Origin of the sequence: Nocardioides sp. JS614, assembly GCF_000015265.1 — a bacterium.
In the GTDB taxonomy this organism is placed as follows: domain Bacteria; phylum Actinomycetota; class Actinomycetes; order Propionibacteriales; family Nocardioidaceae; genus Nocardioides.
In genome coordinates, this window is the sequence record NC_008699.1 from 4,896,996 (window position 1) to 4,909,266 (window position 12,271).

General features: G+C 73.7%; 10 protein-coding genes and 1 pseudogene. 5 read left to right on the forward strand and 6 right to left on the reverse strand.

Annotated elements, in window-relative coordinates; translation table 11 throughout:
- Positions 1-117: 117 nt before the first annotated feature.
- A pseudogene (locus NOCA_RS28540) lies at positions 118-312 on the reverse strand (cytochrome P450); the annotation flags it as partial.
- Here NOCA_RS28540 and NOCA_RS28545 point away from each other — a divergent pair.
- Positions 268-1,155, forward strand: coding sequence for a hypothetical protein (locus tag NOCA_RS28545; RefSeq protein WP_274378286.1), 888 nt, complete (start codon positions 268-270; stop codon positions 1,153-1,155). The pseudogene NOCA_RS28540 and the gene NOCA_RS28545 sit on opposite strands and share 45 nt — an antisense overlap.
- Positions 1,156-1,564: 409 nt before the next feature.
- On the opposite strand, the gene NOCA_RS24855 is transcribed toward NOCA_RS28545, so the two are convergent.
- From NOCA_RS24855 to NOCA_RS24865, 3 genes are read right to left on the reverse strand one after another with little or no spacing between them, the layout of a single operon-like run.
- Entirely contained in the window at positions 1,565-2,488 is a 924-nt protein-coding gene (locus NOCA_RS24855) for a pseudouridine-5'-phosphate glycosidase (RefSeq protein ID WP_011758044.1), read from the reverse strand.
- On the reverse strand, positions 2,485-3,594 hold the full coding sequence (locus tag NOCA_RS24860) for a carbohydrate kinase (RefSeq protein ID WP_011758045.1): 1,110 nt from the start codon (positions 3,592-3,594) through the stop codon (positions 2,485-2,487). Before NOCA_RS24860 ends, NOCA_RS24855 begins: the two co-directional genes overlap by 4 nt.
- A gap of 5 nt (positions 3,595-3,599) precedes the next feature.
- Positions 3,600-4,883 carry a YibE/F family protein gene (locus tag NOCA_RS24865; protein ID WP_011758046.1) on the reverse strand — a complete coding sequence of 428 codons (1,284 nt, stop codon included), beginning with the start codon at positions 4,881-4,883 and terminating at the stop codon, positions 3,600-3,602.
- A 92-nt stretch (positions 4,884-4,975) separates the two neighbouring features.
- Here NOCA_RS24865 and NOCA_RS24870 point away from each other — a divergent pair, with 92 nt between their 5' ends.
- Positions 4,976-5,617 carry a LysE family translocator gene (locus NOCA_RS24870; protein WP_011758047.1) on the forward strand — a complete coding sequence of 214 codons (642 nt, stop codon included), beginning with the start codon at positions 4,976-4,978 and terminating at the stop codon, positions 5,615-5,617.
- Positions 5,618-5,623: 6 nt separating this feature from the next.
- Here the strand turns inward: NOCA_RS24870 and NOCA_RS24875 are convergent, their stop codons facing one another.
- A complete protein-coding gene (locus NOCA_RS24875) occupies positions 5,624-7,159 on the reverse strand; it encodes a PucR family transcriptional regulator (RefSeq protein ID WP_041546964.1) in 1,536 nt (511 codons plus the stop codon).
- A gap of 81 nt (positions 7,160-7,240) precedes the next feature.
- On the opposite strand from NOCA_RS24875, the gene NOCA_RS24880 reads away from it, so the two are divergent.
- The 3 genes from NOCA_RS24880 to NOCA_RS24890 are packed head-to-tail and all read left to right on the forward strand — an operon-like array spanning position 7,241 to position 11,480.
- The gene (locus NOCA_RS24880) at positions 7,241-8,737 is read left to right on the forward strand and encodes a CoA-acylating methylmalonate-semialdehyde dehydrogenase (RefSeq protein ID WP_011758049.1); all 1,497 of its coding nucleotides are present in this window, start codon (positions 7,241-7,243) and stop codon (positions 8,735-8,737) included.
- 15 nt (positions 8,738-8,752) lie between these two features.
- A complete protein-coding gene (locus NOCA_RS24885) occupies positions 8,753-10,060 on the forward strand; it encodes an aspartate aminotransferase family protein (RefSeq protein WP_011758050.1) in 1,308 nt (435 codons plus the stop codon).
- A complete protein-coding gene (locus NOCA_RS24890) occupies positions 10,047-11,480 on the forward strand; it encodes an NAD(P)/FAD-dependent oxidoreductase (protein ID WP_011758051.1) in 1,434 nt (477 codons plus the stop codon). The genes NOCA_RS24885 and NOCA_RS24890 overlap by 14 nt, the downstream gene beginning before the upstream one ends.
- Before the next feature lie 21 nt (positions 11,481-11,501).
- Here NOCA_RS24890 and NOCA_RS24895 read toward each other — a convergent pair whose 3' ends face one another.
- A complete protein-coding gene (locus NOCA_RS24895; RefSeq protein ID WP_011758052.1) occupies positions 11,502-12,269 on the reverse strand; it encodes a hypothetical protein in 768 nt (255 codons plus the stop codon).
- Between the last annotated feature and the right edge of the window lie 2 nt (positions 12,270-12,271).

The following is a 12,271-nucleotide window of genomic DNA, read 5'->3' on the forward strand; positions in this document are numbered from 1 at the left end:
GCACGTAGGGGCCCGGCGCCACTCGACGCCGTCGAGGTCCACGGCGAAGTCCGGGCACCGGGCCAGCAGCTCCTCGAGCGCCACCCGTGCCTGGAGCCGGGCCGCGGCCGCGCCCAGGCAGTGGTGGCTGCCCTGGCTGAACGTGAGGATCTGGGTGGGGCGGCGGCGGACGTCGAGCTCGTCGGCGTCCGGGCCGTAGCGGCGCGGGTCGCGGTTGGCGGCGCCGTACAGCAGGAGCACCCGGCGGCCCTCCGGGACCTTCGTGCCGTGCAGCTCGACGTCGCGGGTGGTGGTGCGTGCCAGGCCCTGCACGGGCGAGGTGAGCCGGAGGAGCTCCTCGACCGCGTCGGGGACCAGCCCCGGGTCGTCGAGCAGCAGCCGGCGCTGGTCGCGCGCGGCCTCGAGCAGCTGCACGGTCCCCCCGAGCATGCCGGTGGTGGTGTCGTTGCCGCCGGTCACGACGGTGAAGATGTAGGCGAGGATCGAGAGCAGGCCGCGGGTGTCGTCGCCGACGCCCGCCGCGACCAGGTGCGAGACCGTGTCGTCGCCCGGCTCGCCGCGGCGCCGGTCGATCAGCTCGGTGAAGTACGCCATCAGCTCGCCGAGCGCCTCGGCGGCACCGAGCACCTCACCGGCCGAGCTCGCCGAGACGATCGCGTGGGTCCAGGCGGCGAACCGCTCGCGCCCGTCCTCGGGCACCCCCAGGTAGTGCGCGACCACCATCGTCGGCAGCGGTTTGAACAGCGTCTCGACCACGTCGCCCCCGCCCTCTGCACGCAGCCGCTCGAGGCGCTCGACGACGAACGCGCGCACCATCGGCTCGAGCGTCGCGACCTGGCGAGGCGTGAAGCCGCGCGCGACCAGCTTGCGGAACGCGGTGTGCTCCGGCGGGTCCAGCATCACCAGCGGGCGGTGGTCGGCCAGGTCAGGCGCGGGTCAGAGGCCAACGAGCTCCAAAGCGTGACGCGCGGTCCGCGCCGCCCGGATCGCCCGATCCATCCGGCCCGAGCACCGCCGCGAGTCCTCGTCGCGGACGTCATCGTGGATCTCCACGAGGGCGACGACGGGATGGACGGTGATGGGGTTCATGCGGGCACACTCCGGAGCTTCATCGGGGTCGGACGTCGCACCAGGAGTCGGCATGTGCGCGGCTGATACGCCGGTCTGGACCAGGGGCGCCGCCGGGTCGTCGAGGCGCGAGCCGCCTCCGGTGGTCGAGCCCGTCGAGACCCCGCCGGCAAGGCAGGGCGCTGCCATGCCGGTGGTTGAGGCGCGAGCGCAGCGAGCCTCGAAGCCACCGCGCCGGCCCCGACCCTGCTGCGGCTCACCGTCGGCGGTGGTTGCGGTCCCTCGGTCAAAGACGGCCGGTTGCTGTGCCCCAAGCACCACACCCGAGCCCACGACCCCACCTACCAGACCACGACACTGCCCGGCGGGAAGGTCGCCTTCACCAGACGCACGTAGACCGACCACCGACCTTCGGCCCGCCGCCACCACCCGACGACCACCGCGACCCGTACCGACCCTCGCACGCCCTGCGCTGCTCTGCGCACGGGTGCGACGGTCACCTGAGGCCGGCGTACTCCCGCGCGATCGATGCGCCGAGTCGCGCGTTGGCCCGCACCAGCGCGATGTTCGCGGTCAGCGAGGCGCCGCCGGTGATCTCGACGATCCGGCCGAGGAGGTACGGCGTCGCCTCGTTGCCGTGGATGCCCCGGGCCGCCATGTCGGCGAGCGCCTGCTCGATGATCCCGCCGATCTCGTCGGCGGGGATCTCGTCGGCCTCGGGGATCGGGTTCGCGACGACGACACCGCCGGCGATGCCGAGGTCCCACTTGGCGGCCATCACCGCGGCGACCTCCGCGGCGGAGTCGACCCGCATCGGGGCGGCGTGGCCGCTGGAGCGGGAGTAGAAGGAGGGGAACTCGTCCGAGCCGTAGGCGAGGACCGGGACTCCGAGGGTCTCGAGGCGCTCCAGGGTGAGGCCGATGTCGAGGATGCTCTTGACCCCGGCGGAGATGACGGCGACGTCGGTGCTGCCGAGCTCGGTCAGGTCGGCGGACTCGTCGAAGGACTGCTGGGCACCGCGGTGGACGCCGCCGAGGCCGCCGGTGACGAAGACGCGGATGCCGGCGAGGGCGGCCAGGCGCATCGTCGCGGCGACCGTCGTCGCGCCGTGGCTGCGGCGGGCGACGACGAACGGCAGGTCCCGCACGCTGACCTTCGCCACGTCCTCGTCGCTCGCGAGCAGCTCGAGGTCGTCGGCGGTGAGCCCGATCCGCGGCCGGCCCTCGAGGACGGCGATGGTCGCCGGCACTGCCCCGGCCGCGCGGATGATCCCCTCGACCTCGGTCGCCATCGCGACGTTCTGCGGGTAGGGCATCCCGTGGCTGATGATCGTGCTCTCCAGCGCGACCACCGGGGCGCCGTCGCGCAGCGCGTCGGCGACCTCGTCGGTGAGGGTGAGCAGGGGGTGAGGTGCGGTCATGACAGCAGGCTCCTGACGAGTCGGTCGGTGAGGTCGGTTCGGACGGTGTCGGTGCTGGCGACGGTGAGGGCGGCGGCGGCGTGGCCGTACGCCGCGGCCTCGGCCGGGTCGGAGCCGGTCAGCAGGGCGTGGCAGAAGGCCGCTGTCATCGCATCGCCCGCGCCGGTCACGTCGGTGACCTCCCCGGCCACCCCCGCCGGGACGGCCTCCAGGGCGACGACGCCGGTCGGTGAGCTGAGCAGCGAGCCGGCCGGGCCGAGCCGCACCCAGACCAGCTGGACGCCGCGGTCGTGCAGGGCCCGCGCCGCCGCCTCCTGCTGGCGCCGGGTCCGGGTCGGGAGATCGGTCAGGGCCGCGAGCTCGTCGCGGTTGGGGGTCACCGTGAACACCGGCCGGTCGACGGTGACGAGCGGCGCGAGCGCGGCAGCCTTCGGGACGCTGACCGGGTCCAGCAGCACCCGGGTGCCGACCTCCGCGGCCAGGTCGAGGGCGTAGCGCAGCGTGCCGGTCGAGAGGTTCCCGTCGAGGACGACCAGCGACGCGGCGGACACCAGGTCGCGCGCCGCCGCGACCTGGTCAGGCAGGAGCTCGTCGGTGGCGGCCATGTCGGCGACCGCGACGACCAGCTCGCCGTCGGCGTCGAGGACCGCGGTGTAGGTGCCGGTCGACCGGGCGCTGCGGCGTACGTGCTCCACCACCACCCCTGCGTTCGAGGTCGCGGCGAGCACCTGGTCCCCGAGCGCGTCGCTGCCGATCGCGGCGACCAGGTGGGTCCGGGTGCCGAGTCGGGCCAGGTTCTCGGCGATGTTGCGACCGACCCCGCCGGCGGCCATCGCGGCCGTGCCGGGGTTGCTGGTGGCGACCACGGCGGCGCGGGTGCTGCGGGCCTTGACGTCCATGTTGGCGCCGCCGACGACCACCACCGAGGGGCCCTCGTTCAGCACGTAGCCCCGGCCGAGGACGATGCCCTTGCGGGTGAGGTTCGAGACATGCACGTTGACGGCGGCGCGGGTGGTCCCGAGCGCTTCGGCGATCGCCGCCGAGCTGACGAGCGGATCGCGCCGCAGCAGGGTCACGATCTCCTGCTCGCGCTCGGTGAGGTTCATGCTTACTACTCTAAAGCATCCTTATCCGAATAAGCAAGAGGCCCGGGGATGACGAGCGCCGCGATCCCGGTGGTGAGGGGTACGGCGAGCACCAGCCCGATGCTGCTGGCCAGGGTGCGCACGATCTCCTCGGTGATGTCCTCTGTGGTCAGCAGGTCCTCGAACGGCAGGCCGTAGAGCTGGAGGATGAGCAGCACGGCCAGCGCCGTGCCGGCGTAGGCGAACACGATCGTGTAGATCGTCGAGGCGATGTGGTCGCGCCCGATCCGCATCCCGCTCGCGAACACCCCGGCCCGGCTCATCGTCGGTGCCGCGGCGCGGATCTCCCACACCGAGGAGGACTGCGCGATCGTGACGTCGTTGAGGACGCCCAGCCCGGCGATCACGGTCGCGCAGGCGAACAGCCCGTGGAAGTCCAGCCCGCCGACCAGGCTCGAGAGGATCCCGGCGGTCTCGTCGGTCATGCCGGTGAGGCGGGTCGCGCGGGTCGCGAAGACCCCCAGGCCCGCGGTCACCCCGACCCCGACCAGCGTGCCGGCCAACGCCGTACTGGTGCGCAGCGAGAACCCGTGGGTCGTGTAGAGGACCACGAACATGATCGCGGCGGCCGCGGTCAGGCCGACCAGCAGTCCGGACTCGCCGGTGAGCAGCGCCGGGAGCACGAACTCCCACAGCACGAGCCCGCTGAACGCCAGGCCCACGAGCGCGAAGAGCCCGCGCCACCGCGCGACCACCAGCACCAGGCCGACGAACACCAGCAGCAGCACGAAGAGCGGGGTGCTCCGGTCGGTGCCGAAGTAGGCGTACGCCGTGTCCCCGCCGTCCTGCCCGGGCGTGCGCTGCAGCTTCACCTCGTCACCGCGCTGCAGGCCGGAGTCCGCCACGTGCGGGGCGACCCGGACCGACGCGTGGTCGCCCTTCCCGGGGCCTTCCACCACGGTGACGTCCAGCAGGCCGCAGTCCTCCGACCGGTCTCCGGGGCCGGCGCAGGGCGGGTGCACCCGATCGACCTCGGCGTTCGGGAAGGTGACGCCGGGAGCGGCGAACGGCACGCTCTCGGTGATCTTGTCGACCTCGGACCCGTTCGGCCAGAGCAGCACCAGCCCGGCGATCGCCACGGCGGCCGCCAGCACGAGCGCCGAGAGCAGGACCGTGCGCGGGCCGCGGGAGATCTCGACCTCCGCGCCCGCGCCGCCATGACCGTGGCCAGGACCGTGACCGGGTACCGGTCCGGGAGCCTGGCTGTGCCGGTGCCCGCGGTGGGCGCGATGCGCATGCCCAGCCGCCATGACCGCCGTCCTTCCTCGTCCGAGGGCGCCGCCGACCTCGCTCGCCCGCGAACAGTCTGCACGCACGCCCGTGGAGGCAGCAGAATGGCCCGGTGCCGACGTCGAACCAGTGGATCGCCTTCGTGGTGGCCAGCGCCCTGTTCATCCAGGTCCCGGGCCCCAGCCTGCTGTTCACGATCGGCCGGGCGCTGACGGTCGGGCGCCGCGACGCCCTGCTGTCGGTGGTCGGCAACGCGATCGGCGTGACCACCCAGGTGATGTTCGTCGCCGCCGGTCTGGGCGCCGTGGTCGCGGCGAGCACCGAGGCCTACGTCGTGCTGAAGATCTGCGGCGCGGCGTACGTCGTCTGGCTCGGCATCCAGGCGATCCGGCACCGCGCGGACGCCCGGGCGGCGCTGGTCGCCGTCGACCACCTGACGGTCGCGCGCGCGTCCGCCCTGCGCTCGCTGCGGATCGGCTTCACCGTCGGGCTGACCAACCCCAAGACGATCGTGTTCTTCGTGGCCTTCCTGCCGCAGTTCGTCAACGAGCCGGCCGGGCACGCGGGGCTCCAGCTCGCCCTCCTCGGCCTGGTCTTCGGCGTGATGGCGGCAGGGTCCGACTCGGTCTGGGCGCTGGCCGCCAGCAAGGCGCGCGACTGGTTCGCGCGGCGCCCGACGCGGCTGGACAAGCTCGGTGTCGCCGGCGGCGTGATGATGATCGGCCTCGGCGCGACCCTGGCCGCCACCGAGTAGCCGCCGCTACAGGAGGCGGTGCTGGTCGTGGGCGAGCAGCGCGACCCCGAGCGAGAGCCGGGAGGCGGGGTCGTCGAGCGGGTGGCCGACCAGGTCCTCGAGCCGGCGGAGCGCGGGGTAGAGCGAGGTCCGGTTGCGGTGGGCGACCCGGGCGAGCTCGGTCTTGTTGCCGCCGACGGCGAGGAACTGGCGCAGCAGCTCGACCAGGCCACCGCCGTGGCGGGCCTCGTGCTCGAGCAGGGTGCCGAGCTCCACCTCGGTGAACTCCTGCAGCCGGGCGTCGCCGCGCAACGACATCAGCAGGCCGGGCAGCCGGATGTCCGACTGCCGGAAGCAGCCGCCGGCCCGCGGGGGCATCGTCACCGCGACGTCCGAGACCGCCCGCGCCGACCGCATCGACGTGGCCACGAGGAGCACGCTCGGGACGGGGTGACCGACCGCTAGCACTGCGCCGGGCTCGGCGTCGGCCAGGGCACGGGCGAGCCGGTCGAGCTCCGTGTCGGCCGGGACGAGCAGCCCGACGTGCACCGCGTCGAGCACGCCGACCAGCCCCGGGACGTCGCCGAGCACGCCGACCAGGCGGTCCACCGGAGCAGCGGACCGCAGCCGGGCGACGGCACCCACGTACGCATCCGCCCCGGGCACCCCGAGCGCGCGCAGCCGCGCCGCCGCCACCGGCTCGGCGCCGAGCCGGCCATCGAGCAGGTCGAGGAGGAAGCCGCCGTGGACCCGGAGCTGGAGGGAGGTCTCGTCCCGCTCGATCATCCGGCCGAGCTCGAGCGCCTGTGCGGTGCGCTCCGCCACGAGCCGCGCCCGGTCGCCGTCGCGCGGCGCGGTCACCACGATCCGGCCCCATGCGCCGCCCTGGATGCCGACCGGCGTGGTCAGCCAGCCTTCCGGGCCACCCCGGCCGCTCGCGCGAAGGAACGGCGTAAGCCGTGACCGGCGTTCCCAGTCGGTCAGCAGCCGGTCGACCGGCTCGTCGCGGGCGGCCGCGACGAGCACCCGGCGCGCGAGGTCCTCGAGCACCACCGACCCGTCCGCGAGATCGGCCGCCGCCTCGACCAGCCGGGACATCGGCGCTCGGGCCAGGCCCAGCTCGGTGAACGTCTCGTGCACCCGCCCGGCGAAGGCCACCTCGTCGAAGTGCTCCGCGACGATCGTGCGGTGCACCGCCTCGGTGACGTCGACGAACCGCACCGGTCGGTTCAGCGCGACGACCGGGAAGCCGGCGGCGCGCGCTCGGCGCAGCGCCGGCTCGGGCACCGACGGGTACGCCGCGCTGAGCTCGATCACCAGCCCCGCGGCGCCCACCTCGACCAGCTGTCGGACGAAGTCGTCCGCGGCAGCGGCCGACGCCGCCATCCCGAGACCGGTCGACAACACCAGCTCGGCGCCGGACAGGACCGTGCCGATGTCGCTCACCTCGGAGATGTGCACCCACCGCAGCGGCCGGTCCAGGACCGCGTCGCCGCTGAGCACGACCGGATCACCGTCGGCCAGAGCCGGCAGCGACAGCGCTTCCCTGATGGTGACCGGCATGCGACACAGTGTCGCATACAGACGTCGATACCCGACGGATCGTCCCTCGCCGCAGCCGGGCGGTTGGGGCACGATCGGCGCATGACGACGACAATCCCGCACTGGATCGACGGCCTCCCGCAGCCGGGCGCGGCCACCCGCCTCGGCGACGTCACCAACCCCGCCACCGGACAGGTGACCGGCCAGGTGGTCCTCGCGGACGGCGCCGACGTCGACGCCGCGGTCGCCTCGGCGAAGACGGCGTCGACCGCCTGGGCGCGGACCTCGATCAGCGCCCGCACCCAGGTGGTGTTCCGGTTCCGCGAGCTGCTCAACGAGCGGAAGGCCGAGCTGGCCGCGATCATCACCGCCGAGCACGGCAAGGTGCTCTCGGACGCACTGGGCGAGGTGTCCCGCGGCCAGGAGGTGGTCGAGTTCGCCTGCGGCATCCCGCACCTGCTCAAGGGCGGCAACAGCCCCCAGGTCTCGACCGGCGTCGACGTGCACAGCATCCGCCAGCCCCTCGGCGTGGTCGGCATCATCAGCCCGTTCAACTTCCCCGCGATGGTCCCGATGTGGTTCTTCCCGATCGCGATCGCGGCCGGCAACGCGGTCGTGCTCAAGCCCAGCGAGAAGGACCCCTCCGCCGCGATCTGGATGGCCCGGCTCTGGCAGGAGGCCGGCCTGCCCGACGGCGTCTTCACGGTGCTGCAGGGCGACAAGGTCGCCGTGGACGGGCTGCTCGACCACCCGGACGTCGCGGCGATCAGCTTCGTCGGCTCCACCCCGATCGCGGAGTACGTCTACGAGCGGGCGAGCCGCACCGGCAAGCGGGTGCAGGCCCTGGGCGGGGCGAAGAACCACATGGTGGTGCTGCCCGACGCCGACCTCGACCTGGCCGCCGATGCCGCGGTCAGCGCCGGCTACGGATCGGCCGGCGAGCGGTGCATGGCGATCAGCGTGGTCGTCGCGGTCGGCGGCACCGGCGACGACCTGGTCGAGCGGATCGCTGCACGCACCACCGGGCTCCGCGTCGGCGACGGCACCCGCGAGTCGGACATGGGGCCGCTGGTGACCGCGGCGCACCGCGACAAGGTGGCGTCGTACGTCGACGCCGGCGAGGCCGAGGGCGCCGCCCTCGTCGTCGACGGGCGCAAGGTCGACGCGGACGGCGAGCAGGACGGGCACTGGCTCGGACCGACGCTGTTCGACCACGTCACCCCGCAGATGAGCATCTACACCGACGAGATCTTCGGCCCGGTGCTGAGCGTGGTCCGCGCCGAGACCTACGCGGAGGCGATCGAGCTGGTCAACGCGAACCGCTACGGCAACGGCACCGCGATCTTCACCGGCAACGGCGGCGCCGCCCGCGCCTTCGAGCAGGACGTCGAGGTCGGCATGATCGGCGTGAACGTCCCGATCCCGGTCCCGATGGCGTACTACTCCTTCGGCGGCTGGAAGGCCTCGCTGTTCGGCGACACCCACGCCCACGGCATCGAGGGCGTGCACTTCTTCACCCGGGGCAAGGTCGTCACCACCCGCTGGCCCGACCCCGGCAGCGCCGGCGGCCTCGAGCTGGCCTTCCCGAAGAACCACTGAACGAGGGGCACGCAGATGAGCACGGCGTACGACCTGGACCGCAAGCACGTCTTCCACTCCTGGTCCGCCCAGGCCGAGATCACGCCGATGGTGATCAGCGCGGCCCGCGGGTCCTACGTGTGGGACGAGGACGACCGGCGCTACCTGGACTTCTCCAGCCAGCTGGTCTTCACCAACATCGGCCACCAGCACCCGCGGGTGGTCGCGGCGATCAAGGAGCAGGCCGACCGGCTCTGCACGATCGCCCCGCAGCACGCCAACGAGCAGCGCTCGCAGGCCGCCGCGCTGATCGCGGACCTCGCGCCGGCCGGCTTCGAGAAGGTGTTCTTCACCAACGGCGGCGCCGACGCCAACGAGCACGCCGTCCGGATGGCCCGGCTGCACACCGGACGGTTCAAGGTGCTGACGGCGTACCGCTCCTACCACGGCGGCACCCAGACGGCGATCAACCTGACCGGCGACCCGCGGCGCTGGCCCAGTGACACCGCGACCGCCGGAACGGTGCACTTCTTCGGTCCGTTCCTCTACCGCTCGGAGTTCCACGCGACCACGGTCGAGGAGGAGTGCGAGCGGGCGCTGCACCACCTGGCCCGCACCCTCGAGGCCGAGGGACCGCACACGGTCGCGGCGATCCTGCTGGAGACCATCCCGGGCACCGCCGGGATCTTCGAGCCGCCGCCGGGCTACCTCGCCGGCGTCCGCGAGCTGTGCGACCGGTACGGCATCGTGCTGATCCTCGACGAGGTGATGGCCGGCTTCGGCCGCGCCGGGACCTGGCTGGCGCTGGACCGGTACGGCGTCACCCCGGACCTGATCACCTTCGCCAAGGGCGTGAACTCCGGCTACGTCCCCCTGGGCGGGGTGATCATCAGCGACCCGATCGCGGACACCTTCGCCCACCGCCCCTACCCGGGCGGGCTCACGTACTCCGGCCACCCGCTGGCCACCGCGGCGGCGGTCGCCACCATCCACACGATGCGCGAGGAAGGGATCGTGGCGAACGCCGAGCGGCTCGGCCGCGAGGTCTTCGGCCCGGGCCTCGCCGACCTGGCCGAGCGGCACCCGTGCATCGGGGACGTCCGCGGCGTGGGCGTGTTCTGGGCCCTGGACCTCGTCACCGACCGGGCCACCCGGGCGATGCTCGAGCCGGCCGCGTTGGGCGAGGTGGTCGCCGCCTGCAAGACGGCTGGGATGCTTCCGTTCTCCAACACCAACCGGATCCACCTGGTGCCGCCGTGCACGATGAGCGAGGAGGAGGCCCGCGAGGGCCTCGCGATCCTGGACGACGCCCTCAAGGCCGGCGACGTCCATGCGCAGGCCTAGGGGTGCCCAGCCCACCGTCTACGAGCGACTCGCGCCCCCGGAGGCCGCGGTCCGGGCAGCGCTCGCGCCGTCCCGGCCCGCGGTCTTCTGGCTCGAGGACGCCGGCCCGGCCGCGACGTACCCACCGCTGCGCGGTGCGACCCACGCCGACCTGACCGTCGTCGGCGGCGGCTACTGCGGGCTGTGGACCGCGGTGCTCGCCAAGCGCCGGGACCCGGCGGCCCGGGTGGTGCTGCTCGAGGCCGAGACCGTGGGCTGGGCGGCGTCGGGCCGCAACGGCGGGTTCTGCGAGGCGAGCCTGACGCACGGTGAGGAGAACGGCCGGGCCCGCTGGCCCGAGGAGTACGACGTGCTCGAGCGGCTCGGCCGGGAGAACCTGGACGCGCTCGAGGACGACGTCCGCACCCTCGGCCTGGACTGTCAGTTCGAGCGCACCGGGATGCTGAGCGTCGCGGTGGAGGAGCACCAGGTCGGGTGGCTGCGCGCACCCGACGGTTCCCCCGGGCCGGGCTTCCTCGACGGCGACGCCGTACGCCGCGAGATCGACAGCCCGGTCTTCCTGGCCGGCGACTGGGACCGGGCGGACTGCGCCCTGGTGCACCCGGCACGGCTGGCCCGCGAGCTGGCGCGGGTCGCGGCGGAGCTCGGCGTGGAGGTGCACGAGCGCACCCGCGTGGTCGGCCTCGACACCCCGGGCTCCGGACCGGTCACGGTGCGTACCGCCGCCGGGACCGTGGCCGGCGAGCGGGTCGCCCTGGCGACGAACGCGTTCCCGGCGCTGGTGCGGCGGGCCCGGTCGCTGACGGTCCCGGTCTACGACTACGTGCTGATGACCGAGCCGCTGAGCGCGGCGCAGCGCACCGCGATCGGGTGGTCGAACCGGCAGGGGCTCGCGGATCTGGCCAACCAGTTCCACTACTCCCGGCTGACCAGCGACGGCCGGATCCTGTGGGGCGGGTACGACGCCATCCACCGACGGCGCGTCGACCCCGCTCACGAGGAGCGCCCCGAGACGTTCCGGCGCCTGGCGTCCCACTTCCTCACCGTGTTCCCGCAGCTCGAGGGCATCACCTTCACCCACCGGTGGGCCGGCGCGATCGACACCTCGACCCGGTTCGCCGCGTTCCACGGCCTGGCGGCCGGGGGCCGGGTGGCGTACGCCGCCGGCTTCACCGGCCTCGGCGTGGGTGCGACCCGGTTCGCCGCCGAGGTGATGCTCGACCGGCTCGCCGGCCTGGAGACCGAGCGCACCGAGCTGGAGATGGTCCGGCGTCGGCCGGTGCCGTTCCCGCCCGGTCCGGTCGCCAGCGCCGGCATCGCCCTGGCCCGCTGGTCGCTGGACCGCGCCGACCACCGCCAGGGCCGACGCAACCTGTTCCTGCGGACCCTCGACGCGCTGGGGCTCGGTTTCGACTCGTGACGGGGGGCGGCCGCGACCGCGCTACCCGAGCGCGGCGACCCGCCGGCGCGCGGCCGCCACCGCCGCGTGCGGGAACTCGGCCCACGCGGGCGAGAGCTCCTCGACAGCGAGGTCGAGGAGTTGAGATCCGGCCACGTCCAGCGGCTGACGACAGATGTGCTCGATCCGGTCGGCGAGCCGCGGGTGCACGAGCTCGAAGCGACGGCGCGGGTCCAGCGGATCCAGCGACTCGAGGTCGCCGGGGAGGCGCAGCGTGACGGTCCGGAGGAGGTGCTCGACCGCCTCGCCACGGATCAGGCCGGAGGCGCTGAGCAGCTCGCCCCGGTGGTAGCGCTCCATCCCGGACAGCAGCTGGGTGACGAAGAGCCGCGCGGAGCGCGCGGCGTCCGGGGCGCCCTCCGGCCGGCGGGCGACCACCTGCCGCACAGCAGCCTCGACCGCGTCGCCGCCGACGAGGGCCCGGGCCGGAGCGCCGGCCCAGGTGGCGAAGTCGTGCAGCTCCGCGACACCGAACTCCAGCCGATGCCCGTCCTCGTAGATGACCTTCACGCCACCGTGGTGCTCGATCACGTGGAGGACGATCCGATCGGAGTCGGGGAGCCACCGGGGGTCCCGGCGCCACCTCGGCGCCGCGCCGGAAACCGTGATCCAGGCGAAGTCGTGGTCGGATCCGGCGTCGGTCCTGCTGCGATCCGCCGTCGACCCGAACGCCACCAGACCGACCACGTCGTCGCTCGCCTGCGCGGTCGCCACCAGCGCGTCGAGGAGCGCGTCGAAGCCGGCGTTCATGA